This is a genomic window from Pseudonocardia xinjiangensis (assembly GCF_012911925.1).
GTDB classification, from domain to species: domain Bacteria; phylum Actinomycetota; class Actinomycetes; order Mycobacteriales; family Pseudonocardiaceae; genus Pseudonocardia; species Pseudonocardia xinjiangensis.
In genome coordinates this window covers 1-24410 of the sequence record NZ_JAAXKY010000051.1, presented here as the reverse complement: position 1 = coordinate 24410, position 24410 = coordinate 1, and the positions used below count along the sequence as shown (strand labels likewise).

General features: G+C 71.9%; 21 protein-coding genes. 6 read left to right on the top strand and 15 right to left on the bottom strand.

Annotated features, from left to right (window positions below):
- Positions 1 to 3: 3 nt before the first annotated feature.
- From HF577_RS16900 to fdxA, 3 genes are read right to left on the bottom strand one after another with little or no spacing between them, the layout of a single operon-like run.
- Complete coding sequence (locus HF577_RS16900) at positions 4 to 1161, bottom strand: MFS transporter (RefSeq protein WP_312859187.1); 1158 nt, start codon at positions 1159 to 1161, stop codon at positions 4 to 6.
- 44 nt (positions 1162 to 1205) lie between these two features.
- On the bottom strand, positions 1206 to 2303 hold the full coding sequence (gene dapC / locus HF577_RS16895; RefSeq protein WP_169396824.1) for a succinyldiaminopimelate transaminase: 1098 nt from the start codon (positions 2301 to 2303) through the stop codon (positions 1206 to 1208).
- Between the two features lie 31 nt (positions 2304 to 2334).
- A complete protein-coding gene (gene fdxA, locus HF577_RS16890; protein WP_169396823.1) occupies positions 2335 to 2661 on the bottom strand; it encodes a ferredoxin in 327 nt (108 codons plus the stop codon).
- A gap of 115 nt (positions 2662 to 2776) precedes the next feature.
- Between fdxA and HF577_RS16885 the strand changes: the two genes are divergently transcribed.
- Positions 2777 to 3739, top strand: coding sequence for a GNAT family N-acetyltransferase (locus HF577_RS16885; protein ID WP_169396822.1), 963 nt, complete (start codon positions 2777 to 2779; stop codon positions 3737 to 3739).
- Positions 3740 to 3758: 19 nt separating this feature from the next.
- On the opposite strand, the gene HF577_RS16880 is transcribed toward HF577_RS16885, so the two are convergent.
- From HF577_RS16880 to mshB, 3 genes are read right to left on the bottom strand one after another with little or no spacing between them, the layout of a single operon-like run.
- A complete protein-coding gene (locus HF577_RS16880) occupies positions 3759 to 4526 on the bottom strand; it encodes a hypothetical protein (RefSeq protein WP_169396821.1) in 768 nt (255 codons plus the stop codon).
- Positions 4519 to 4917 (bottom strand): hypothetical protein, encoded by a 399-nt coding sequence (locus HF577_RS16875; protein WP_246266472.1) that lies wholly within the window; start codon positions 4915 to 4917, stop codon positions 4519 to 4521. The genes HF577_RS16880 and HF577_RS16875 overlap by 8 nt, the downstream gene beginning before the upstream one ends.
- Complete coding sequence (mshB, locus tag HF577_RS16870; RefSeq protein ID WP_312859186.1) at positions 4901 to 5785, bottom strand: N-acetyl-1-D-myo-inositol-2-amino-2-deoxy-alpha-D-glucopyranoside deacetylase; 885 nt, start codon at positions 5783 to 5785, stop codon at positions 4901 to 4903. The genes HF577_RS16875 and mshB overlap by 17 nt, the downstream gene beginning before the upstream one ends.
- A 247-nt stretch (positions 5786 to 6032) precedes the next feature.
- On the opposite strand from mshB, the gene HF577_RS16865 reads away from it, so the two are divergent.
- The 5 genes from HF577_RS16865 (at position 6033) to HF577_RS16845 (ending at position 11632) form a co-directional block, all read left to right on the top strand.
- A complete protein-coding gene (locus HF577_RS16865) occupies positions 6033 to 7634 on the top strand; it encodes a peptide ABC transporter substrate-binding protein (protein WP_312859185.1) in 1602 nt (533 codons plus the stop codon).
- A gap of 102 nt (positions 7635 to 7736) precedes the next feature.
- On the top strand, positions 7737 to 8663 hold the full coding sequence (locus HF577_RS16860; RefSeq protein WP_169396819.1) for an ABC transporter permease: 927 nt from the start codon (positions 7737 to 7739) through the stop codon (positions 8661 to 8663).
- Positions 8656 to 9618 carry an ABC transporter permease gene (locus HF577_RS16855; RefSeq protein WP_169396818.1) on the top strand — a complete coding sequence of 321 codons (963 nt, stop codon included), beginning with the start codon at positions 8656 to 8658 and terminating at the stop codon, positions 9616 to 9618. The genes HF577_RS16860 and HF577_RS16855 overlap by 8 nt, the downstream gene beginning before the upstream one ends.
- On the top strand, positions 9618 to 10619 hold the full coding sequence (locus HF577_RS16850; protein ID WP_169396817.1) for an ABC transporter ATP-binding protein: 1002 nt from the start codon (positions 9618 to 9620) through the stop codon (positions 10617 to 10619). Before HF577_RS16855 ends, HF577_RS16850 begins: the two co-directional genes overlap by 1 nt.
- Entirely contained in the window at positions 10616 to 11632 is a 1017-nt protein-coding gene (locus tag HF577_RS16845) for an ABC transporter ATP-binding protein (protein ID WP_169396816.1), read from the top strand. Before HF577_RS16850 ends, HF577_RS16845 begins: the two co-directional genes overlap by 4 nt.
- A gap of 43 nt (positions 11633 to 11675) precedes the next feature.
- On the opposite strand, the gene HF577_RS16840 is transcribed toward HF577_RS16845, so the two are convergent.
- The 9 genes from HF577_RS16840 to HF577_RS39285 all read right to left on the bottom strand — a co-directional run bounded on the left by HF577_RS16840 (position 11676) and on the right by HF577_RS39285 (position 24120).
- Positions 11676 to 12716 (bottom strand): ABC transporter ATP-binding protein, encoded by a 1041-nt coding sequence (locus HF577_RS16840; RefSeq protein ID WP_169396845.1) that lies wholly within the window; start codon positions 12714 to 12716, stop codon positions 11676 to 11678.
- 11 nt (positions 12717 to 12727) lie between these two features.
- Complete coding sequence (locus HF577_RS16835; RefSeq protein ID WP_425563878.1) at positions 12728 to 13777, bottom strand: ABC transporter ATP-binding protein; 1050 nt, start codon at positions 13775 to 13777, stop codon at positions 12728 to 12730.
- A gap of 65 nt (positions 13778 to 13842) precedes the next feature.
- On the bottom strand, positions 13843 to 14781 hold the full coding sequence (locus tag HF577_RS16830; RefSeq protein ID WP_169396814.1) for an ABC transporter permease: 939 nt from the start codon (positions 14779 to 14781) through the stop codon (positions 13843 to 13845).
- Positions 14774 to 15754: an ABC transporter permease gene (locus HF577_RS16825; protein WP_169396813.1), complete on the bottom strand. Its 981-nt coding sequence runs from the start codon at positions 15752 to 15754 to the stop codon at positions 14774 to 14776. The genes HF577_RS16830 and HF577_RS16825 overlap by 8 nt, the downstream gene beginning before the upstream one ends.
- Positions 15755 to 15895: 141 nt before the next feature.
- Positions 15896 to 17647 (bottom strand): ABC transporter family substrate-binding protein, encoded by a 1752-nt coding sequence (locus HF577_RS16820; RefSeq protein ID WP_169396812.1) that lies wholly within the window; start codon positions 17645 to 17647, stop codon positions 15896 to 15898.
- Positions 17648 to 17874: 227 nt separating this feature from the next.
- Positions 17875 to 19755, bottom strand: a complete 1881-nt coding sequence (locus HF577_RS16815) for an ABC transporter family substrate-binding protein (protein ID WP_312859184.1) — start codon at positions 19753 to 19755, stop codon at positions 17875 to 17877.
- 83 nt (positions 19756 to 19838) lie between these two features.
- The gene (gene typA / locus HF577_RS16810) at positions 19839 to 21767 is read right to left on the bottom strand and encodes a translational GTPase TypA (protein WP_169396810.1); all 1929 of its coding nucleotides are present in this window, start codon (positions 21765 to 21767) and stop codon (positions 19839 to 19841) included.
- 475 nt (positions 21768 to 22242) lie between these two features.
- Positions 22243 to 23205 (bottom strand): DUF559 domain-containing protein, encoded by a 963-nt coding sequence (locus tag HF577_RS16805; protein ID WP_169396809.1) that lies wholly within the window; start codon positions 23203 to 23205, stop codon positions 22243 to 22245.
- Between the two features lie 54 nt (positions 23206 to 23259).
- Complete coding sequence (locus HF577_RS39285) at positions 23260 to 24120, bottom strand: NUDIX domain-containing protein (RefSeq protein WP_312859183.1); 861 nt, start codon at positions 24118 to 24120, stop codon at positions 23260 to 23262.
- Positions 24121 to 24410: the final 290 nt, after the last annotated feature.

Genomic DNA, 24410 nt, shown 5'->3' with positions numbered 1-24410 from the left:
AGGTCAGGCGGCGGGCCGGTCGCCGATCCGCCAGATCGCCCAGGCCTGGAGCGCGGCCGCCGCGAGCAGCACGGCGATCGCGGCCGGGAACCCCTTCGTCAGGTCGATCAGCACGCCCATCAGCAACGGGCCCAGGCCCGCGCTGACGTAACCGACGCCCAGGGCCAGCCCGCTGGTGGCCGCGCTGGCGGCGCCGTCCGGGGTGCGCCAGGCGATCACGGTGAGGCCGAGCGGGAACCCGGCCCCCACCCCGATCCCGAGCAGCGCCGCCCACACCCAGGGTGCGGGACCCGACGGCATCGGCAGCAGCATCGCGCCGACCGTGCCCACCACGCCGCACGCCAGCGTCAGGCCGGCCCAGAACCGCCAGCGGCGGCGCCGTTCCGCGAGTGCCGGGGCGAGCAGGGCCGCGGGGATCTGCGCGACGCTCCAGACGGCCAGGAGCAGCCCGGCCCGCTGGGGGCTCCAGCCCTGCCCCTCGTAGTACGGCGAGAGCCAGGTCAGCCAGCCGTAGAACAACAGCGAGGTGCCGGCCTGGTAGCACGCCGTGAGCCGGGCGAACCCGTGGCGCCAGGGCAGCGGTGCACGCGCGGCGGCGCGGTCGGGCACGGCCGTCCGCCGCGCCACCGGCACCCAGACGGCCACGGCGAGCGCGGCGGGCACCGCCCACACGGCGAGCGAGAACGACCAGCCGCCCAGCGCGGTGGCCAGCGGGACCGCCACGGCACTGGCGACGGTGGCCCCGACCATCATCGAGACCACGTAGGCACCGGTCACGGCGCCGGCCCGCTCCGCGAGGTGCTCCTTGACCACGCCGGCGATCAGCACCCCGGCCAGCCCGATGCCGAGTCCGGCGAGCAGGCTTCCGCCGATCAGGCTCGCCAGCGCGGGTATGCCGCGCACCGCGCTGCCCAGCGCCACCAGCCCGACCGCGCCGCCCAGGGCGCGCTCACGCCCGAACCGGGCCCCGAGCGCGGAACCGGCGAACGAGCCAGCGGCCATCATGAGCACGGCAGCGGCCTGGACGAACCCGGCGACGCCCGACGAGGTGCCGAGATCGTCGCGCACCGTCTCCAGCAGCGGCGGGTAGCCGGCCAGCGCCGCACGGAGGTTGATCGCGAGCGCGAGCAGCCCGAGCAGCACGACGCCGGGCCGGACCACCTGCGTTCCGACCCCCGAGGACGACGCTGTCCCGGAGCCTGGGGTCACGCCGCGGGCAACCGCTCCGCCGCCGCCGCGATCCGCTCGTCGGACGCGGTGAGGGCCACCCGCACGTGCTGGGTGCCCGCCGGTCCGTAGAACTCCCCGGGCGCCACCAGGACACCCAGCTTCGCCAGCCGGTGCACCGTGGCCCGGCCGTCCTCACCCGCGGTGGCCCACAGGTAGAGCCCCGCCTCGGAGTGGTCGACGCGCATCCCGGCGGCCTCCAACGCGGCGCGCAGCTGCGCCCGGCGCCGGACGTAGATCTCGGCCTGCGCCGCCACGTGGGTGTCGTCGGACGCCGCGGCGGCCAACGCCGCCTGCACCGGACGCGGAACCATCATGCCGAGGTGCTTGCGCAGCTCCAGCACGCTCGCGACCAGCGACGGGTCGCCCGTGAGGAACGACGCCCGGTAGCCCGCCATGTTCGAGGACTTCGACATGGAGTGCAGGGCGAGCAGGTTCTCGTGGGAGCCGCCGCAGACGTCGGGATGCAGCACGGAGACCGCATCCTGGTCCGCGGGGGCCAGCGACAGGTAGCACTCGTCGGACGCCACCACCGCACCGCGCTCGCGGGCCCACTCGACGACCTTGCGGAGGTGTTCGCGCGGCAGGACCTTCCCCGTCGGGTTCGACGGCGAGTTCAGCCAGACCATCGCCACCCGCTGCGGGCCCAGCCGGGCAGTGGAGTCGGAGCGGACGAAGTCGGCTCCGGCCAGCCGCGCGCCGACCTCGTAGGTCGGGTAGGCGAGCTCCGGGATCACCACGAGGTCCCCCGCTCCGACCCCGAGCAGGGTGGGCAGCCAGGCGACGGTCTCCTTGAGACCGATCGTGGGGAGGACCGACACCGGGTCGACGGTGACACCGAACCGGCGGGACAGTGCGCCGGCGAGTGCCTCGCGCAGTGAGTCCGGGCCGTGGGTGGTCGGATAGCCGGGCTCATCTGCAGCGGGGCCGGTGAGAGCCGCCCGCACCACGCCCGGAACCGGATCGACCGGAGTGCCCACCGATAGGTCCACGATCCCGTCGGGGTGGGCCTTGGCGAGCTTCGTGTCGGCGGCGAGGGAATCCCAGGGAAAGTCCGGGAGTTCGATCTTCACCATGCGGCAGCGACCGTCACTGCGTAGGTCTCCCTTACTCGTCGTGCTGCTGCGGCGGCAGGCTCAGGGCCGGCTCGACGTCCCGCTCGACCTTGCCGATCTTCGACGCACCACCGGGCGAGCCCAGCTCATCGAAGAAGTCGACGTTCGCCTTGGTGTACGCGCTCCACTGCTCGGGGACGTCGTCCTCGTAGTAGATCGCCTCGACAGGGCAGACGGGCTCGCACGCACCGCAGTCGACGCACTCGTCAGGATGGATGTAGAGCATCCGGCCGCCCTCGTAGATGCAGTCCACCGGGCACTCTTCGATGCACGCCTTGTCCAAGAGGTCGACGCAGGGCTCGGCGATCACGTAGGTCACGGGTGGTCCTCCACTCGGGCGTTCAGATGCTTCTCAGTATGTCCCTGTAGCTGAGGTAACCGGGAGCCGGGGCGGTGTGACAAGGCTCGTACCGGCGACGGGATCCTGCACCAGGATGGAGCAGGTGGAGATCTCCGACGAACTCATCGGGCAGCGGGTGGCCCTGCGCTACCGCATCGGGCACCGCGACGGCCGCCTCCTCTACACCGACGCGGTCGGCGAGCTCAGCGCGTCCGGTCCGGGCACGGTGCTGGTGCAGACCCGGCGCGGCCCCGTCCACGTCGACCGCGCCGCCGTGGTCGCCGTGCGCTCCGTGCCGCCTGCCCCGCCGCGCCGGGCGTCCCTGACCGCGATCGCCCGGTTGGAAGGCCTCTGCGCGGACGCCTGGCCCGCCGTGGTCGACCGGCCACTGGGGGCCTGGCGGCTGCGCGCCGCAGCGGGCTGGACCGGTCGCGCCAACGCCGGCCTCGCCATCGGGGACCCCGGGATGCCGGTCCCGGCCGCGCTCGAGGCGGTGCGCTCGTTCGCCGGGGAGCACTCGATCCGGCCGCGGGTGCACGTGCCCGTCGGCTCGCCGTGGGACCGGGCCGTGACGGCGCAGGGCTGGGTGCTCGACGTCGCCCACCAGCGGGGCGCCGAGGTCGCGGTGCTGGTGGCGCCCCTCGACGGCACCCGCGACCCGCGCGTGGAGCTGCCGGAGCGCCCGTCCGACGCGTGGTGGGAGCTCGGGCTGGGTGGCCCCCCGACGCCGGCGCAGCGACACGTCCTCGATCCGGGTGGTCGCCCCCGCACCGTGTTCGCCCAGGTCCCGGCCCCCGACGGAACCGTCACCGGCACGGTCCGCGCCACCGTCGTGGAGGACCACCTGCACGTGTCGATGCTGGAGGTCGCGCCGACCGCCCGCCGGCAGGGACTCGCGACGGCGCTGCTCGCCTCGGTGGCCGCGTGGGGCAGGGAGCACGGCGCCCGCTGGGCGGTACTGCAGGTGGCGCTGCACAACACCGGCGCGCGGGCGCTCTACGACCGCGTCGGCTACGTCGAGCACCACCAGTACCGCTATCTGGTGCCCCCGGCCTGATGCCGGCACCGACCCCGGCTCACCGGCCGTGGAACCGCTTCTCGGCCTCCCGCGCCGCGCGCTTGAGCCCGGACCACTCCCCGAGGTACTTCCCGAACGCCCCGACGACCGGCAGCATCCCGAGACCCTCGTGCAGGAAGTTCCCGTGCGGGCGCTTGTCGAGCTCGTCCTCCACCGCGAACAGTGCCCGGCCGAGCCGCCACACCACCTTCGCGACACGCTTCACCATGGGCTGCTGGTCGCCGGGCTCCGCGAGGTCGGCGGTCAGTTCGGCGGCACGGGCGTCGGCGGCGGCGTCGTCCGCCGTGCTGGGAGGGCGCACGGTCAGCTCACGACGGAACATCACCGCGCCCAGCAGGGCCACGAGCTCGTCCTCCTCGCGGATCCCGTGCTCCCCCGCGATCGCGACCAGCAGCAACCCCTGCCCCGCGGCACCCAGCACCTTGGACACCGGCAGCCTGCTCAGCAGCGCTCCGCCCAGCCCGGGCACGGCGGCGACCAGCGTGGTGAAGCGGCCCACCCGGCGCACCCACCAGCGCGAACGGCCTTCGACGTCCATCGCCGCCCAGGCCGAGGTGCCGGGCACCTCGACGCCGGCCAGCATGTCGAGCAGCCGCTCCCGCATCCCCAGCGCGGGAATCTCGGACGACCGGACGCGCGCCCGCAGGCCGAACGGGTCGGCTTCGCGCAACCCGTCGAGCACCGGGCGGGTGGCCCGCACGAACGGCCGCAGCACGCCGACGATCGCGCTGTCGGGGATGGGCCCGTCGGAGACCGGATCAGCCACCGTTCCTCCGGTACGCGGAGTTGAGCACGCTGCGCAACGCCCACAGCCCCGCCCCGATACCGCCGACGGCCAGCAGGAGCGACTGCCACGTGGGGGGCAGCATCACGTCGCCACCGGGGCTGACGAGGCCGAGCACCCCGACGGTGAGCACCCACGCCAGCAGCGGGGCACCCGCCCGGGAGGGCCGCACGTCGATCTCACCTGCCCGGAACACGAGCCACGGCAGGACCAGCACCGAGAGCAGGACCCCGAGCGGCGCGGGCACGCCGCCCAGGTAGAGCGGGGTGAACACCAGACCCAGCGCGCCCACCAGCACCCCGTCGAGGACGAGCAGCCCGAGCAGTGTCCCGTCGGACACCGCGGGCGGCTCCGGCTCATTCATCGTCGTCATCGAACAGGTCCCCGATCGGTTCCCGCGCAGATCGGTCGCCTGCACCGTGAGCCGCCACGTACTCCTCCACGTCGAGCAGCGGTTGGGCGATGAGGTTGCTCATCGCCAGCGCGATCATGCCCTCGCCCTCCCAGAGCGCGATCTGGGTGGCGTGCGCCCGCATCGCGGCGATCCTGGCCGCGCGCTGCGCCGTGACGTCGAGCCGGGCGGTGATCTCTGCATCCGGAACGCTCGGCAGCTCGTCGGGCCCTGGCATGCGGAACGGCAGCCCGTGGGCGTTCGCCAGTGCTGCGCACCCGGCCGCCAGCGTCGAGCGGCCGATCACCGTGAAGTAGAGCCTGGCCGGGACCCGCCGCACCGCCGCCACGGTGATCTCGTGGGCCCGGACGTGGTCGGGATGGCCGTAGCCGCCGTCGGCGGCATAGGTCACCACCACCTGCGGACGCACCTGCTCCAGCACCGCGGCCAGCGCGTCCACCTGCTCGTCGACGGCCTCCGGGCGGGCGAACGCGCGGGGATGCAACCGCTCGGGGACGGCGGCCCGGACGCCCTGGCCACTGAGCGCCATGCCGGAGTCGCGCCAGCGCCCGGGTCCGCCGAGGAAGCGGTGGTCGCTGACCCCGAGCGCGGCGCAGGCGCGGGCGAGCTCGCCGATCCGGTAGCCACCGAGCTGGTCGCCCTCGTCCGGCGCGAGCAGTGCGAGCTCCGGTGGGATCACCTCGCCCTGTTCCCCGAGGGTGCAGGTCACGAGGGTGACCGAGGTGTCCGGCTCGGCCGCGTAGCGCGCGATCGTGCCGCCGGTGGTGAGCGTCTCGTCGTCCGGGTGGGCGTGCACCAGGAGCAGCCGGCGCCGGGGAGCTGGCGTCACGAGCGCACTCTACGTGCGGCGTCACGCACTCCGCTGGGTCCGCCTGTTCCGCCGGGTTCTTGCCCTCCCGCGATCGGAAACCTATTTGTGATGTTCGGGCGGATCGCTGTAACGATCCGGACAGCTACTGTCCGTGCGCGAACATCACCCGATATACGACCCAGGTCACCCCTGTGTCGTATCCAGGATTTGGGAGCCCATGCGCACAGGTCGTGGTACCGCTTGGTTCGCCCTTCCGATCTCCATCGTGTTGCTCACGAGCGCATGCGGTGGGTCCGGCGGCGGCACCGACGGCGGTGGGTCCGGTGGCGAGCAGACCGACGTCACCATCAGCGTCAACAGCACCGAGCCGGAGAACCCGCTGGTGCCGGGCAACACGAACGAGACCGGCGGCGGCAAGGTGGTCGACGCCCTGTTCACCGGCCTCGTCGAGTACGACCCCCGCACCGCGGAGCCGAGCAACGCCGTGGCGGAGTCGATCGACACCACCGACTCCCAGGTCTACACGATCCGGCTGAAGCCCTGGACGTTCCACGACGGCACCCCCGTCACCGCGCAGAGCTTCGTCGACTCCTGGAACTACACGGCCTACTCCCCCAACGGCCAGCAGAACGCCAGCTTCTTCGCCCAGATCGCCGGCTTCGACCAGGTCAACACCGAGGACCCGGACGGCACGAGTGGACCGCTCCAGGCTCCGCAGCCGCCTGCCCAGGCGATGTCGGGGCTGCGCGCGGTGGACGACCGGACGCTGGAGGTCACCCTCGCCCAGCCGTTCTCGGTCTTCCCCACCCAGCTCGGCTACCAGGCGTTCATGCCGCTGCCGCAGGCCTTCTTCACCGACCGGGCGGCGTTCGAGGCCAACCCGGTCGGCAACGGCCCGTTCCGCTTCGTGTCGCGCCAGCCGGGCGCGAACATCGTGCTGGAGCGCTACGAGCAGTTCGCCGGGGAGCGCAAGCCCAGCGTCAAGGGAGTGGAGTTCCGCTTCTACGAGAGCGTCGAGGCCGCCTACGCCGACGTGGTGTCGGGCAACCTGGACTTCCTCGAGATCATCCCGCCCTCGGCGATCGCCGGGAACCTGTTCGAGACCGACCTGCCGGGCCGCAGCGTGTCGCAGACCTACCTCGGCCTGCAACGCATCGGCTTCCCGCTCTACGACGCGCGCTTCCAGAACCCGCAGCTGCGCCAGGCCCTCTCGATGGCGATCGACCGGGAGGCGGTCAACCAGCAGATCTTCAACGGTCTCAAGCCGCCGGCCGACGGGCTCGTGGCGCCCAACGTCCCGGGCCGCATCGATGGCCAGTGCGGTGAGCTCTGCACCTACCAGCCGGCCAAGGCGAAACAGATGTTCGACGCCACCGGGTTCCAGGGGCCGATCGAGCTCACCTCCAACGCCGACTCCGGCAACGCCGAGTGGATGCAGGCCACCTGCGTCACGATCACCCAGGCGCTGGGCCGCGAGTGCAACTTCGTGCCCGTCCCGACGTTCGGCGAGTTCCGCTCGGCGATCAACGGCCGCGAGATGAGCCGGATCTACCGCACCGGCTGGGTGGCGGACTACCCGTCGATCGAGAACTTCCTCAACCCGATGTACCGGACCGGCGGGTCCACCAACGACGGCGAGTACTCCAACCCGGCCGTCGACGCACTGCTGGCGCGGGCGGACGCCGCCCCGTCCACGGAGGAGGGCAACGCCCTCTACCAGGAGGCGGAGCGGATGATCATCCAGGACATGCCGGCGATCCCGCTGTACTTCCAATCGGTGCAGGCCGGCTGGTCGCCGCGGCTCGCCAATGTCACGGTCACGCAGCTCCGCGAGCTCGACCTCTTCAGCGTCACCGCAACGTCGTAGCAACGCCGACGGTCACGGCGGCCGGGACCACCCGTCCCGGCCGCCGCCACCGCAGGCCGGCGTCGGCCCAGGAGGCCACGCCCCTGCCCATGGAGGTGAACCGTGGGGCGCTACGTCCTGCGCCGACTGGTCCAGCTCGTGCCCGTGTTCCTCGGCACGACGTTCCTGATCTACCTGCTCGTCTGGGCCATCCCCGGCGACCCGTTCGCCGGCAAGTGCGGTGACCGCCCCTGTCCCGACGCCTACATCACGCGGATGCGGGCGGAGTTCCACCTCGACGACAACGTCGTCGTCCAGTACGCCCGGTACCTGGGCAACCTCGTGCAGGGCGACTTCGGTCAGACGTTCAACGGCACCTCCGTCGGCGCGCTGATCGCCGCCGCCTATCCCGTCACGGTGCGGCTCGCGCTGGTCGCGCTGCTGATCGAGGCGGTGATCGGCCTGGCGGCAGGCGTGCTCACCGGCCTGCGTTCGGGCGGGTACCTGGACAACCTGGTGCTGGTGTCCACGCTGTTCCTCATCGCGATCCCGGTGTTCGTCACGGGGTACGTGCTGCAGACCGTGCTCGGCCTGCGCCTCGGGCTCATCTCCCCCACCGTGTCGCCGGCTGCCGGGTTCGGCGAGCTGATCGTGCCCGGCTTCGTGCTCGGCAGCCTCTCGATGGCCTACGTCGCGCGCCTCACGCGCACGTCGATCGCGGAGAACCGGCGCACCGACTACGTCCGCACCGCCGTGGCGAAGGGCCTCACCCCGCGCCGGGTGGTGGGCGTGCATCTGTTGCGCAACTCCGCCATCCCGGTCGTCACGTTCCTCGGTGTGGATCTGGGGTCGCTGATGGGCGGCGCCATCGTCACCGAGGGCATCTTCAACATCCGTGGGGTCGGCGGGCTGATCTTCCGGTCCATCCAGACGAAGGAGGGCGCCACCGTCACCGGGGTCGTCGTCCTGCTCGTGGTCGTCTACCTGCTGATGAACCTGCTGGTGGACGTGCTCTACGCCGTTCTCGACCCGAGGATCCGCTATGACTGACCCCGCGTCGCTCGGAACGGCGGGCCCGCTCGCCGAGGCGAGCCACGACCTCGTGGCCGGCCCCGCCGCCACCACCGACGGCCCGGAGCGGCCCCGCAGCCTCGCCGCCGACGCGTGGCACGACCTGCGCCGCCGCCCCCTGTTCCTGCTCTCGGTGGGTCTGATCGCCGTGCTGCTGGTGCTGGCCGCGGTGCCCCAGCTGTTCACCTCGGTCGACCCGAGCGCCGGCGACCTGGCCCGCAGCCGGCAGGCGCCGTCGGCGCAGGCCTGGTTCGGCTACGACCTGCTGGGACGCGACGTCTTCGCGCGCACGATCCACGGCACCCGTGTGTCGATCATCGTCGGGGTGCTGGCCACCACGCTCACGGTGCTGATCGGCGGCTCCATGGGGCTGCTCGCCGGGTTCTACGGCGGGTGGATCGACGGCATGCTGTCCCGCTTCGCCGACGTCTTCTTCGGGCTGCCGTTCGTGCTGGGCGCGATCGTGATCCTGTCCACCTTCCGCGAGTCGGTCGGCGCTGGGCCCGTCGGGATCACCGCGCTCGTGGTGCTGACCATGTCGGCGCTGTCCTGGCCGGTGACGATGCGGATCATGCGCTCGGCGGCCATCGCCGCGCGCAACCAGGACTACGTCCGCGCGGCGCGGGGCCTGGGGGCGAGCGCGCCCCGCGTGATCTGGCGGCACATGCTGCCCAACTGCCTGGCCCCGGTGCTCGTCTACGCCACGATCGCGCTGGGTGCGTTCATCGGCACCGAGGCCACGCTCTCGTTCCTCGGGATCGGGCTGCGCGACCCGGTCGTCTCCTGGGGCGTGATGATCAGTGAGGCCCGCGACTACCTGCGGGTGGCCCCGTTCCTGTTGCTGTTCCCCGCCGCCTTCCTGGCCGTCACCGTGCTCGCCTTCGTGATGCTGGGTGACGCCGTGCGCGAGGCGTTCGACCCGAAGGGCCGCTGATGACGATCCCACCCCCGTTGGACGCGCCCCTGCTGGAGGTGGCGGGCCTGCACGTCGAGTTCCGCACCCGCGACGGCGTGGCCAAGGTCCTCAACGGCGTCGACTACCGCGTCGAGGCCGGCGAGACGCTGGCCGTGCTGGGCGAGTCGGGCTCGGGCAAGAGCGTCACCGCCAACACGATCATGGGGATCCTGGAGAGCCCGCCCGGCGTCGTGACGGCAGGGTCGGTGCGCTACCGGGGCGAGGAGCTGCTGACGGCCACGCCGGAGCGGCGCCGCGACCTGCGCGGCGAGAACATGGCGATGATCTTCCAGGACGCCCTGTCGGCCCTGAACCCGGTGTTCACCGTGGGGTTCCAGATCGCCGAGCAGCTGCGCACCCGCCGCGGGATGAGCCGTCGCGACGCCGGCAGGCGGGCCGTCGAGCTGCTCGACCAGGTCGGCATCCCGGCCGCCCGGCAGCGGGTGCGCGACCATCCCCACCAGTTCTCCGGCGGCATGCGCCAGCGCGTGATGATCGCGATGTCGCTCGCCCTGGACCCCGACGTCCTCATCGCCGACGAGCCCACCACGGCACTGGACGTCACGGTGCAGGCCCAGATCATGGACCTGCTGGCCGAGCTCAAGGCCGAGCGCCACATGGGCCTGATCCTCATCACGCACGACCTCGGTGTGGTCGCCGAGGTGGCCGACCGGATCGCCGTGATGTACGCGGGCCGGATCGTCGAGCACGCCGACGTCCACACGCTGTACTCCAACCCGTGCCACCCGTACACGCACGCGCTCCTGGAGTCGATCCCGCGGGTGGACACGAAGGGCACGCAGCTGCGGGCGATCACGGGCCTGCCGCCCAACCTCACCCGCATCCCGCCGGGCTGCCCGTTCCACCCGCGCTGCCCGATGGCCGTGGACGTCTGCCGGGAGGTGGTGCCCGCGCTGGCGCTACTGCCCGGCGGCCGGTCCTCGGCCTGCCTGTTCGCCGATGAGCTGGTGACCCGATGAGCTCCACCGGGACCGAGCCGATCCTGCAGGTCCAGGACCTGGTCAAGCACTTCCCGGTGCAGCTGGGCGTGGTGTTCAAGCGCACGGTGGGGCACGTCCGCGCCGTCGACGGCGTGTCGTTCGACCTGCGGCGCGGCGAGACGCTGGGCGTCGTCGGCGAGTCCGGCTGCGGCAAGTCGACCCTCGCGCAGGTGCTGATGCGCCTCGAGCCGCCGACGGCGGGAGCCGTGCGGTTCCACGGCGAGGACATCTTCGGCAAGCGCGGCAAGGATCTGAAGGCGCTGCGCCGGCAGATCCAGATCGTGCTCCAGGACCCCTACACGTCGCTCAACCCCCGGATGACCGTCGGCGACATCGTCGGCGAGCCGTTCGAGATCCACACCGAGGTCGCTCCGAAGGGTGAGCGGCGGCGGAAGGTGCAGGAGCTGCTCGACGTGGTCGGGCTGAACCCTGAGCACATCAACCGGTACCCGCACCAGTTCTCCGGTGGCCAGCGCCAGCGGATCGGCATCGCCAGGGCGCTGGCGCTCCGCCCCGAGGTGATCATCTGCGACGAGCCGGTCTCGGCGCTGGACGTGTCGATCCAGGCGCAGGTGATGAACCTGCTCGGCGACCTGCAGACCGAGTTCGGGCTGTCCTACATCTTCATCGCCCACGACCTGTCGGTCGTCCGGCATCTGTCGGACCGGGTGGCGGTGATGTACCTGGGCAAGATCGTCGAGCTCGGCACGGAGGACGAGATCTACAACCGGGCGGCACACCCGTACACCCAGGCGCTGCTCTCCGCCGTGCCCGTGCCGGACCCGTCGGTCCGCGCCGGGCGGCAGCGGATCAGGCTCACCGGCGACGTCCCCAGCCCGGTGAACCCGCCCAGCGGCTGCCGCTTCCGGACGAGGTGCTGGAAGGCCACCGAGATCTGCGCGGAGGAGGAGCCTGCCCTGGAGGTACGGCAGGGCGGCCACCACCCCAGCGCGTGTCACCACGCCGAGGAGCAGCACCTGCTCCCCGGCTGACCCGCGCGCCGGCCGGGCGCACCGCGCCCGGCCGGCGCGCACGTCAGATCAGGGTCTTGCGCTCCGCGTAGTGGCACGCCGCCGGGTGGCCCTGGCCGCGGTCCACCAGCTCCGGGACCTCGTCGACGCACCGGCTGCGCTCGGCGTCGCTCAGCTCGGCCGCGAACTTGGGGCAGCGGGTACGGAACCGGCACCCGCTGGGCGGGTCGGCCGGGCTCGGCACGTCACCGACCACCGTGATCCGCTCCCTGGCCCGCTGCTTGCGCGGGTCGGGCAGCGGGATCGCCGAGATCAGCGCCTGCGTGTAGGGGTGCGCCGGGCCCTCGAACAGCTCGCTCGCCGTGCCCGTCTCCACGATCCGGCCCAGGTACATGACCGCGATCCGGTCGGCGATGTGGCGCACCACCGACAGGTCGTGGGAGACGAACAGGTAGGACAGGCCCAGCTCGGCCTGCAGCTCGTCGAGCAGGTTGAGCACGCCCGCCTGGATCGACACGTCGAGCGCGGAGACCGGCTCGTCGAGCACGAGCACCTTGGGCCGCAGGGCCAGTGCCCGAGCCACCCCGATCCGCTGACGCTGGCCGCCGGAGAACTCGTGCGGGAACCGGTTGCCGTGCTCGGGCTTGAGCCCGACCGTGCGCAACAGGTCCTGCACCGCGGTGCGCCCGCCCCGGTCGTACCGGCCGTGGATGCGCAGCGGCTCGGCCACGATCTCGTTCACCGGCATCCGCGGATCGAGCGACGCGTACGGGTCCTGGAACACGATCTGCAGGTCCTGGCGCAGCTCGCGCATCTTCTTCGGGGACAGCGCGGTGAGGTCGGTGCCCTCGTAGAGCACCTCGCCCGACGTGGCCTCGATGAGGTTCAGGACCAGCCGGGCGGTGGTCGACTTGCCGCAGCCCGACTCACCGACCAGCCCCAGCGTCTCTCCGTGGCCGAGGTCGAACGAGACGTCGCAGACCGCGTGCACCGTGCCGACCTGGCGGCGGATCAGGCCCGTCGAGCGGATCGGGAAGTGCTTCACCAGGTTGCGGGCCGACAGGATCGGCTCGGAACCGGCGGCGGACGAGCCGCTCTCGTGCATCACAGGCGCACTCACGACTGTCCCTCGTTCTCGCGCACGAAGTGCGCGAGCGCCTCCGTGTCCACGACATCGGTGTCGAACACGTCGCCGGCACTCGCCCCGACGAGCTCCTCGGAGCGGTGGCAGGCGGCGAGGTGGCCCGGTCCGGTAGTGGGGGCCAACTCCGGCTCGATCTCCTCACAGACGGCCACCGCGAGCGGGCAGCGTGGGGTGAACGGGCAGCCCGGCGGCATGTTGACCACCGACGGCGGTGCGCCCTCGATGGGGGTCAGCCGCTCGCTGGGGCGGTCGAGCCGCGGCAGGCTGCCCAGCAGCCCGACGGTGTAGGGCATCCGCGGGGTGTAGAAGACGTCCTCGGCCGTGCCGACCTCCACCAGCTTGCCCGCGTACATCACCATCACGCGGTCGGCCTGCCCGGCGATGACGCCGAGGTCGTGGGTGATCAGCACCATCGCCGCGCCGGTCTCCTGCTGCGCGAGCTGCAGGGAGTCCATGATCTGCGCCTGCACCGTGACGTCCAGCGCGGTGGTCGGCTCGTCGGCGATGATCACGTCGGGGTTGTTGGCCATCGCGATGGCGATCACCACCCGCTGGCGCATGCCGCCCGACATCTCGTGCGGGTAGTTCTCCAGCCGCTGGCGCGGGTTGGGGATGCGCACGAGCTCGAGCAGCTCCGTGGCCCGGTCCAGCGCAGCGGCCTTGCTGACGTTGTGGTGCGCGCGGACGGCCTCGGCGATCTGGTAGCCGATCGAGTACACCGGGTTCAGCGAGGTCATGGGGTCCTGGAAGATCATCGCCACGCTGCGACCGCGCACCGAGTTCAGCTCGGACTCCCGGGCCCCCAGCAGTTCCTTGCCGCGGAAGCGCACCGAGCCGGACACCTGGGCGTTGCCCGGGAGCAGTCCCATCACGGCGAGCGAGGTGACCGACTTCCCGGAGCCGGACTCACCGACGATCCCGAGCACCTCGCCACCGCGCAGCTCGTAGCTGACCCCACGCACGGCCTGCACCAGCCCGTCGTCGCTCGGGAAGCCGACCGTCAGGTCGTCGACCGCCAGCACGACGTCGGTGGCGGCGCCGTTCCTTGATGCGGTCGGGGTGGTCGACACGGCGAGAGGATCCTCCGTCACTGGCGCACCTTCCTCTGCTGCGGGTCGAGCGCGTCGCGGAGACCGTCGCCGATGAAGTTGATGGTCAGTGCGATGACGATGATGAACAGGCCGGGGAAGTAGAACAGCCACGGCCGCGTGGTCAGCGCCGTCTGGGCCTGGCTGACGAGCAGACCGAGCGACGTGTCGGGGGTCTGCACACCGAAGCCGAGGTAGGACAGCGCCGTCTCGAGCAGGATCGCCAGCGCGACGAGGATCGTCAGGTTGACGAGGATCGAGCCGAGCGCATTGGGCACGAGATGCCGCACGATGATGCGGGTGTTCGTGGCGCCGAGCGCCCTCGCGGCCTCGATGTACTCCTTCTCCCGCAGCGAGAGCACGACACCGCGGGAGACGCGCGAGACGTACGGGGCGTAGAGCACCGCGATGACCACCGCGATGAGGTACCAGGTGCCACCGAAGTTGTGCGCCAGCATCGCGGCCACCGCGATCAGCGGCAGGGTCAGGATGAGGTCGGCGAGCCTCATGAGCAACGAGTCGGTGCGGCCGCCGAAGAAGCCGGCGAGCGAACCCCAGATGGTGCCGACGACGGTGGCGAACACCGCGACGGACACGGCCACCTGGAGCGAGATCCGGGTGCCGCGCAGCACCTCCGCGAACTGGTCCTTGCCCACGGCGTCGGTGCCGAACGGGTGGTCGAGAGACGGCGGCTGGGAGTTGTCCGGGGTGATGTCGCCCGCCTGGTAGTGCCACAGCAGGCCACCCACGTACGCGAGCAGCACCACCATGATCAGGACGACGAGACTGATCATCGCTGCCCGGTGCTGCAGGAACCGCCGCAGCACCAGCTGCGCCTGGCTGCGCTCGGCCACGGTGAACTCGCGCTCCACCGAAGCCTGCCCGGCCGCCGGGGCCGGCACCGGCGTGGTCTCGGGCGTCGGGGCTACCTCACGCATAGCGGATCCTGGGGTCGAGGACGCCGTAGAGCAGGTCGGCGATCAGGTTGAACATCACGACGATGACGCCGGTGAGCAGCAGCCAGGACGAGGCGGCGTAGACGTCCTCGGTGCGGATTGCGGTCAGCAAGAAGTCACCCATGCCCTTCCACTGGAACACGGTCTCCGTGACGACAGCGCCGCCGATGATCGACGCGATGTCGAGCGCGGTGACGGTGGTCAACGGGATGAGGGCGGTGCGCAGCGCGTGCTTGACCATCACGGTGCGCCGCGAGAGGCCTTTCGACCGGGCCAACCGCACGTAGTCGCTGTTCATCACCTCGAGCATGGACGCACGGGTGAACCGACTCCAGGACGCGTACGAGATGAGCGCCAGCGCGATCGTGGGCAGCACCATGTGCCCGAGCACGTCGACGATCTGCGCGCCGGTGCCGGGTGGCGGCGGGATCGAGGTGGCGCCGATCGTGTAGATCACCTGCGCGTCGACGGCCTTGTTGAACTCGATGCCGCCCTGCTTGAGCAGGATCGCCAGCCAGAACGAGGGCATGGCCAGGAACAGGAAGCCCAGGAACGTGGTGGTGTAGTCGGTGACCGTGTACTGCTTCACGGCACTCAGCACGCCCACGACGACGGCGAGGACCAGCGCGATCACCATCGCCAGCGCGATCAGCCGGATCGTCACCCAGAATCGGGCACCTAGCTCGTGGCCGATGTTCATGGTGGAGACGACCGACGGGCCGAAGTCTCCGTGGAACAGGCCGGCCAGCCAGGAGAAGTAGCGCGGGATCAAGGGCTGGTCGAGGTGGAGGCGAACCGTCTCGGCGGCGATGACGTTGGGAGGCGCCGGTGGGTTCTTCTCGAGCAGCGGAGCCAGTGGGTTGCCGGAGCTGACGCCCAGCGCGAACACGATGAACGAGGCGAGCAGCAGGATCGGTATGGAGATGAGGATCCTGCGCACGGCGAAGGCGAGCATGGAGGTCGTCCTGCTTCTTCCGGGCGGAGGGGCGGCCAGGGGGCGGCAGCGGATGGGCCTCCGCCCTCATTGACCAATCAAGGGTAAGACCCCGGCGGGATGCCTCGGACGGTAGACCGCCCGAGGCATCCCGCCAGCAGGTCAGCTGGAGGTCTTGATGCCCCACTCCGACGTGTTGTAGCTGATGCCGTCGAGCGAGGAGTTGTTGCGGACGTTGCCGATGTTGTTCTGCACCGCGGCCAGCGTGGGCTTCTGGTACAGCGGCAGGACGTACGCGTCCGCGGACAGCATTTCGTCGGCCTGGTTCAGCTTGGCCGTGGCGTCGGCCGGGTCGGTGGACGCCGCCGCCTCGTTGATCAGCTGGTCCATCGCCGGGTTCTGGTACTTGCCGTAGTTGCTGCCCGAGTTCGAGAGCCACAGCTGCTGCGCGCCGTTGAAGGGGTACGGCGACTGGATCCAGCCGAACACGATCACGTCGTAGTCACCCGACGAGGTCGTGTCGCCCAGCGAGTCGGTGGTGGAGATGTCGATGTTCACACCCAGCTGCTTGGCGTAACCGGCGAACAGCTCGCACTCGTTCTGCCGCACGGCGTTGCCGGTGGTGTAGCGCATCCGCAGCGCCGGGACCGGCTGGCCGTCCGGCGCCACCAGCGCGGTCCCCACACCCGTGTAGCCCGCGTCGGTGAGGATCTTCTTGGCCTTCTCGACGTCACCGCTGCCCTGGCCGGTGGCGGCGATGTTGTCCTGGTAGCCGTCCTGCTGCGGGATGAACATGTGGTTGTTCAACGGCTTGATGTCCTTGTTGAACTGCCCCACGGTCTTGTCGATGATCTCCTGGCGGTTCACCGCGGTGAACAGCGCCTGGCGCAGCGCCTTGTCGGCCAGGAACTTGTTCTGCAGGTTGAAGTCGAAGTGCTCCCAGGTGAGGCCCTGGTTCTGGAACTGCGAGACGTTCGGGATCTGCTGCAGCTGCGACACCAGGTCCACCTGCGGCTGCGGGAACAGCACCTGGACCTCGTTGTTCTGCAGGGCGAGCGGCTCCTGCGTGGCATCGGTGATGATGCGGAAGACGAGCTGGTCGAGCTTCGGCTTGGTGGCCCCGTACCACTTGGGGTTGGGCACCAGCGTCAGCGCGACGTTGTTCTGCCAGTTCTGCACCTGGAACGGGCCGCCGGACCAGTTCGGCGGGGTCGAGCCGAAGTAGTCGAACGCCGCCTTCACACCGGCCGGAGTGTTGAGGTCACCCTGCTTCGCACCGATGTGCGCGGGGTAGAGCGGGGCGCTCGAACCGAAAAGGCTCTGCCAGTCGGTGTAGGGCTTGCTGAACGTCGCCGTGACGGTCTTCCCGCCGTCGGATCCGACGAGGCTGGTGACGAGGTCGTAGCCGCCGTTGCCCGCGGTCTCGCACTCAGGGCAGTCGCGGCCGTTCTGCCACTTCCAGTTCAGAACGAAGTCGTCGGCGGCGATCGGGGTCCCGTCGTTCCACACGGCCTCGGGCTTGATCTTGTACGTCACCGTGAACGGGCTGTCGCTGGTGACATCTGCCGACGCGAGCAGGTCGGTGTTCATCGTCGACTTGAGGTCGGGCGCCGTGTAGAAGGTGTACGGGACGAGCGGCTTGGTGGCCATGCCCGTCCAGTCGACGTTCCCCTCCGAGGAGATGACGTTCCAGTTGTCGATGTTCTTCTCGGACGCGACGGTGACCGTCCCACCCTGCTGGAGCTGGTCGGCCGGCGCCGAGTTGCAGGTGTTCGGGCTGGTCGCACAGTCGGCGAAGACACCGCCCTCGGAAGCGTCCTGGCTTCCGCCACCGCCACCGCCACCGCATGCGGCGAGCACCAGCGCCGCCGCCGCCACTGTGGCGGCAAGGGACGCAGCCCTCGTTCTCCTCATGGAATTCTGACCTCTCTCTACCTGGATCGTCCGGTCGGACGCCCTGCGTGCGCACGGCGGCTGACCCGGTCATGTCGACGAACCGGGTACACCGACCCAGGGCACGGTAGAAACCGAGGTCGCACCCGTCACCTGCGGCCCACTGATCGTGACCAAAGGGTGATCAGGTCTGAACACACCGACACAACCAGATTACTTTCCGGTAACCCGGGCGCCGCGGCATCATGTCACCCGTTCGTGGGATGCCACTCCTGGGCCCCGGTGAGCGGTCCGGTCGACAGTGGACCTGGCCCGACATGCGTGGCCGCGTCGGCCGCCGAGGTGCTGACCAGCAGGTTCACCGGCTGGAACAGCGGAAGCGCCGGCAGCTGCGCCCACAGCACACGCTCCACGGCTGCCGCGGTGGTAGGCCGCGGCGAGGCCGAAACCAGCTCGTCGAACAACGGCTGCAGCGCCGGGAAGCAGAATCCCGTCGGTGAACGCGGGGGGTCGGGCACGAGAGCCGTCGGGGCCGGGCAGCCGAAATCGGACGCGAGCTCCGTGCCCGGGTCGCCGCCGACCGTGCGCGGCAGGATCACCATGTCCGCCTCGACGTTGCCCCCCGGAGCGGACGGCGTCGGGGTGGCGCTCGGCGTCGCGGACGGCGTGGTCGACGGGGTCGCCCTGGCGGAGCGCGGCACCGACTGCGTGGGGTCGACCGGCTGCGTGCCCGACCGCGTCGCCGACGGTGTCTGTGGCGTCGAGGTCGGCGTCGGGGTGGGGGGCGCCGTGGTCGTCGGCGGGACCGCAGGCACCTCCGGCTGCCCGAACAGCGCCACCCCGGGCGGGGCGATCACCGAGACGTCGATCCCTGCCGCGTCGAGCTGCGTGGCGATCGTCTGGGCCACGCGCACGTCCTCGGGCCGCTCGGCGGCGGCGGCCAGCACGAGCTGGGCAGGCGAACCGTGGACCGTCCAGCGCCCGGCCTGGTTTCGGGTCCATCCCGCGGCGGTCAGCAGCTGGGCCGCCGCCACCGGGTCGGGCCGCAACGGGGCGTCCGGGGGTGCGGTGGAGGCGTAGCCGGGTTCGGACGGCGCGAGCCCGAAGGAGTCGGCCGGGAGCGACTCGGGAGCCACGGCGGTGCGTACCGCGTCCCGGTTGACGAGGAACGCGATGGCCCGGCGCACCCGCGGGTCGGCGAGCGGGCCGGAGTCGGAACGCATGCCGAGCTGGGTGACCACCGGCTCCGGTGCCGGCTGCAACCGGGGAGGCGGCTGCAGCCCACCGAGGATCATCCGGATCGCCGGAGTCGACTCGGGGAGGGCCACGTCCACGTCACCGCTGGCCAGACCGTCGGCGAGCACGGGCCCGTCCAGTCGGCGCAGCACGAGCCGGTCGAGGACCGTGGGCGTGTCCCAGTACAGGTCGTTGCGCTCGAGGACGATCTCGCCGCGCGCCCGGTCCACCGAGTTGATGCGGAACGGGCCCCCGGAGGCCGGCAGGCCGTCGGTCAGGGCGCCCGTCCACGAACCCGGCGCGTCCTTGAGGATGGCGGCGGGCAGCAGGTCGGAGAACAGGGTCTTCCACGCCGGGTAGGGCTGGGAGAACACGACGTCGACCGCCTTGCCCCCCGCTCGCGAGCGCACGTCGGTGATGAGCCGGTAGCCGGCGGCGTCGGCGACGCCCGGCTCGCTGCGCATCCGCTCCCACAGGTAGACGAAGTCCTCTGCGGCGATCGGCGCGTTCGACGACCAGGAGGCCTCGAGGTTGAGCTCGTAGTTCACCGTGAACGGTGCGGTGGAGACGACCTTCGCGCTGGTCGCGACGGTCTGGTCGAGCTGCAGCACACCGGCCGCATCCGGCCGGAACACCGACGGCAGCACCAGCGCCGCCAGCGCCGTGGTGACCGGCGACAGGTCCGCGAGCAGGTGCGGGTTGAACCCGGCACCCAGCTCCCCCACGCCGACGACGAGCCGCGTGGGCTCGGGCTGCGCCGTCGGGATCGGCGCGGGCGGCGGAGGCTGCACCGGGCCGCTCACAGGGCTGTTCGTGCACGCCGTCAGCAGCACGGCGAGCAGCAGGCACAGCACCGCCCCCGTACGCCGCGCCAACGGGGCGTGCTCGGGCACCCTCGACCTCCACCTGGTCCGGCGGGCGCTCCGCCCGCGGGCGGTCATCCTCGCACCGCCGTCAGGTGCGGCGAACCGGGCCGTCAGGAGACTGACCGCGCCCGCGAGCGCATCCGCGCCCTGGTGTGCGAGTCGAGCTCGACCTTACGGATCCGCACCGACTCCGGCGTGACCTCGACGCACTCGTCGTTGGCACAGAACTCCAGCGCCTGTTCGAGGTTGAGCACCGTGGGCGGGGTGAGCTTCACCAGCTCGTCGCTCGTGGACTTGCGCATGTTCGTGAGCTTCTTCTCACGGACGATGTTGACCTCGAGGTCCTCGGCGCGGGTGTACTCCCCGATCACCATTCCGTCGTAGACGATGGTGCCCGGGCCGACGAACAGCACGCCGCGGTCCGACAGCGCGTCGACGGCGTAGCCGGTGACCGGGCCGCTGCGGTCGGCGATCAGCGAGCCGCGCAGGCGGTTGTTGATCTCACCGACCCAGGGGCCGTAGCCGTCGAACACGTGGCTGACGATGCCGGCGCCGCGCGTGATCGTCAGGAACTCCGTGCGGAAACCGATGAGCCCGCGGCTCGGGACGCGGTAGTCCATGCGCACGCGGGTCTCCCCGTGCACCATCTGCACGAGCTCGCCCTTGCGCGCGGACAGCAGCTGGGTGACGGCGCCCAGGTGCTCGGTGGGCACGTCGGCCGAGAGCTGCTCGAACGGCTCGTGCAGCTTGCCGTCGACCATGCGGGTGACGACCTCGGGCTTGCCCACGGTCATCTCGAAGCCCTCGCGGCGCATCGTCTCGACGAGGATGGCCAGCGCCAGCTCACCGCGGCCCTGCACCTCCCACGAGTCCGGGCGCTCGGTGGGCAGCACGCGCAGGGAGACGTTGCCGATCAGCTCCGACTCGAGCCGGCCCTTCACCTGGCGGGCGGTGAGCTTGGTGCCCGGGTGCGGGTCGCGGCCCACGAGCGGCGAGGTGTTGATGCCGATCGTGACCGAGATGGCCGGCTCGTCCACGTGGATCCGCGGCAGGGCCACCGGGTTGTCCGGGTCGGCGAGAGTGTCGCCGATCGTGACGTCCGGGATGCCGGCGACGGCGACGAGGTCGCCCGCGCTGGCCGACTCGGCCGGGACGCGGGTGAGGGCCTCGGTGCGCAGCAGCTCCGTGATCTTGACGCGCGTGACCTTGCCGTCGGCGGTGCACCAGCCGACCTGCTGACCACGGCGGATCACGCCGGCGCGGACGCGGCACAGCGCGATGCGGCCGAGGAACGGGGTGGCGTCGAGGTTGGTGACGTGGGCCTGCAGCGGCGCGTTCGGGTCGTCGGCAGGCGGCGGGACCGTCTCGGCGATCACGTCGAACAGCGACTCGAGGCCGGGCTCGTCGGGCAGGTCGCCGTCGGCGGGCCGGTTGCGGGATGCGCGCCCCGCGCGACCGCTCGCGTAGACGACGGGCAGGTCGAGCAGGCGGGAGGTGATGGCCTCGTCGAGCTCCAGCTCGTCGGCCAGCTCCAGGAGCAGCTCGAGGCTCTCGTTCACGACCTCGGCGCAGCGGGCGTCCGGCCGGTCGGTCTTGTTGACCACCAGCACGACGGGCAGCCCGGCGATCAGGGTCTTGCGGAGCACGAAGCGGGTCTGCGGAAGGGGGCCCTCGCTCGCGTCGACGAGCAGTACGACGCCGTCGACCATCGAGAGGCCGCGCTCGACCTCGCCGCCGAAGTCGGCGTGGCCGGGGGTGTCGACGACGTTGACCGTCATGCCGTGCCAGTTGATCGCCGTGTGCTTGGCGAGGATGGTGATGCCCTTCTCCCGCTCCAGGTCGCCGGAGTCCATGACCCGGTCGACGAGGGCGGCACGCTCCCCGAATGCGCCCGAGGCGCGGAGCATGGCGTCGACGAGGGTGGTCTTCCCGTGGTCGACGTGGGCGACGATGGCGACGTTGCGGAGCGAGGCGTCCGTCCCGCGGGTCGCGCGAGGACTGTCCGCGGGGGCCGCGAGAGTAGATGCTGCTGTGCTCACAATTCAGGGTAGCCCGCCCGCACCCCCGTCCGGACGCAGGCGTGAGCGCAGCCTCACCTGCCCCCGCTCCTCCGGGAGGCGGTGACGACGCCTCGGGTCACCCCGCTCCTCGCCTGCGTGGCGGGAGCAGCGACCCGTTTTCGGTGGCATCGACCAGCGAGCCTGTGCGACGAACGGTGGCACCCGGCCCGCCGTACTGAACCGATTCGGCCAGATCGGTGCGCCGAGCGGCAGCGTCCGAGGGTCGAACGGTCCCAGTGGCACCAGGGAGTGACAACCAGGGAAACAAGCCGGGATCAGCCGGTGCGGGTGGGCAGGCGACGGTGAATCCCGGCGAGACGCCGTCCGCGCGGTCCCGGCTCCCCCGGGAGGTGCCCTGCGCGCAGGGGCACGACGGCACCGGCAACGTGTCGAGGATCACTCTGATGGCCGACGTCGCGCGGCTCATGATCAGCGGTTGCGGCCCGCTGCGCCGTCACCCTGCCACCGCCCGTGCGATCTCGGCGATCACGGACCGCGGCCTGCTGGTGAGGTCGAGCCAGGTGAAGCGCAGGACCCTCCAGCCCTGCCCGGCCACCGCATCCCGACGACGCTGGTCGCCCCGGGCTCGTTCCGCGTCGAGGTGCCACGCCCAGCCGTCCACCTCGATCGCCACCCGCGAGGCGGGGAAGGCGAGGGCGATCAGGTGCCCTGCGACGGGAAAGCCGCACCGCCAGCCCGTGGCACCCGAATCCCGCAGCATCCGCACCAGCAGGCGCTCCGCCACGGCGGCCGACCGGTCGGCCGCGGCCACCAGCAGGCGACCGGCGGTGGCCGACCCCGGCGAGCCGAGGTGGCGGCAGTGGGCCGCGTACACCTCCCGGAACCCCACCCAGTGCTGCAGCGCGCGGTCGAGCAGCGGCCCCCCGCCGGCGCCGAGCTCGACGGCGGCCTCCAGCACGGTGATCGGCCGGGCGGTGACGGCGACCCCACGTCGCTCGAGGACGTCCTCGGGCGCGAGGTCCCGGCAGCGCACCGCGACCCCGGGGCGCAACCGGGGTGGGCGCTGGCGGGGCACCGTGACCGCCACCGTGGCGGGGGGCCGCTCGGCCATGCCGTGCCACCAGGCGGCGGCGCCGCCGCACAGCACCGCGCCGTCGCCCGCCCACAGCACGGCCGCCCGCACCCGCGCCTCGTCGTCGTAGCGGTGGCCGCCTGCGAGATAGACGCGGGGATGCAGCGGGTGCCAGTGCCGCAGCCGCAGCCGGTGGTCGACGGAGTTGCGGGAGAGGCCCGCCCGGATCGCCTGGTCACGACCGATCACACCGGCCTGCCGGGCGAGGATGTCGTCGATGGACACGCCCCCATCGACGGCGCCGCCCCCGCGCCGGTTCCACCGGTGGCCACGGCCGTTGCGATGGGGAACGCCGGCCGCCCGGCCGAGGTTCAGGAAAGCCACTTTCAGGTCCGCAGAGGGCAGGAAAGTGGCTTTCCTGAACCCGGGGGCCGCCCGCTACGCGCGCTCCGGCGCGGGGACGCCCGAGCGCAGCAGCGCGACGAGGTCGGCGACCACGGCCCGATCGGCGTCCACCCAGTCCACCTCCGCCAGCTCGTCCGGCCCGGCCCAACGGACGGCGGCGTGCTCCAGCGCCTGGGGCTCGGGGGCACCGGAGGCGAGCTCGGCGGTGTGCACCCGCAGCACCCCGGCGTCGATCGGCAGGTCGGTGCCGAGCCTCCCGGTCACCCGCACCTGGGTGGCCAGCTCCTCCCGGCACTCCCGCACGACGGCGTCCGGCTCCGACTCCCCCGGCTCCACCCGCCCGCCGGGCAGCTCCCACCGGCCGGCGAGGGCCGGCGGACGGGTCCGCTGGGCGATGAGCAGCAGGCCGGCGCGCACTGCGGCGGTGGCGACGACCACCGGCCCGGCGGCGAGGGCGGCCGCCCGCTCGACGAGCACCTCCGACCGGGCGGCGAGGATCCGCAGCATCAGCCGACGCAGGAGCAGCACGTCGGCGAGCCGGCCCGGCCACCCGAACGGCGCCGTCCACCGCAGTTCGTCGAGGACGAGGGTGCCGGCTGCGGTCGGGGTGAGGACGACGGTGTGCACGAGCTCCCGCAACGGGCCCGCGACCAGCGTCGAGGTCATCCCGGACGGCGAGACCGCGTCGATCCGGGTGTGCACCGCCACCCGGACACCCGGCCCGACGCGCACACCGATCCGGACCCGGGTGCCCGGGGTCAGCAACCGCACCGGCGCGGTGAGCCGGTGGCCGCAGCGCTCCAGGGCCGCCGCTGCCACGTCGGCGTCGCGGAGCAACCCGGCCACCGTCCGGGGCGGGGCGTCGATGAGCACGGTCGACCTGAGGACGGGCACCCCGCGATGTTCCCAGCGAATCCGCGGCCGCCCCGCACCGCGGTCCGTTCCGCAGAAGCGCCGTGAGATCGACCTCCGCGGGGTTCCCGGACCGGAGTTCCCCCGGCACGTCGATCTCGCGGCTCTGCGCGAGGGTCACTCCGGGCCGGGACCGGCTTCCGGCGCCGCGGGGCCGTCCACTCGCGGGGGAGGCGACTCGCCCTCGGAAACCGGGCGACTCGCGGGGGTGGGGGCCGGCCAGCGCACCTCGATGCGGGCGCCGCCGGACGGGGTGGCGCCCGCGGTCACGG

Excerpts from the sequence above, each read along its gene's own strand:
- dapC (WP_169396824.1), bottom strand. The coding sequence starts at position 2,303 with ATGGTGAAGATCGAACTCCCGGACTTTCCCTGGGATTCCCTCGCCGCC.
- HF577_RS16885 (WP_169396822.1), top strand. The coding sequence starts at position 2,777 with ATGGAGCAGGTGGAGATCTCCGACGAACTCATCGGGCAGCGGGTGGCC.
- HF577_RS16875 (WP_246266472.1), bottom strand. The coding sequence starts at position 4,917 with ATGACGACGATGAATGAGCCGGAGCCGCCCGCGGTGTCCGACGGGACA.
- HF577_RS16855 (WP_169396818.1), top strand. The coding sequence starts at position 8,656 with ATGACTGACCCCGCGTCGCTCGGAACGGCGGGCCCGCTCGCCGAGGCG.
- HF577_RS16850 (WP_169396817.1), top strand. The coding sequence starts at position 9,618 with ATGACGATCCCACCCCCGTTGGACGCGCCCCTGCTGGAGGTGGCGGGC.
- HF577_RS16845 (WP_169396816.1), top strand. The coding sequence starts at position 10,616 with ATGAGCTCCACCGGGACCGAGCCGATCCTGCAGGTCCAGGACCTGGTC.
- HF577_RS16840 (WP_169396845.1), bottom strand. The coding sequence starts at position 12,716 with ATGCACGAGAGCGGCTCGTCCGCCGCCGGTTCCGAGCCGATCCTGTCG.
- HF577_RS16830 (WP_169396814.1), bottom strand. The coding sequence starts at position 14,781 with ATGCGTGAGGTAGCCCCGACGCCCGAGACCACGCCGGTGCCGGCCCCG.
- HF577_RS16825 (WP_169396813.1), bottom strand. The coding sequence starts at position 15,754 with ATGCTCGCCTTCGCCGTGCGCAGGATCCTCATCTCCATACCGATCCTG.
- HF577_RS16820 (WP_169396812.1), bottom strand. The coding sequence starts at position 17,647 with ATGAGGAGAACGAGGGCTGCGTCCCTTGCCGCCACAGTGGCGGCGGCG.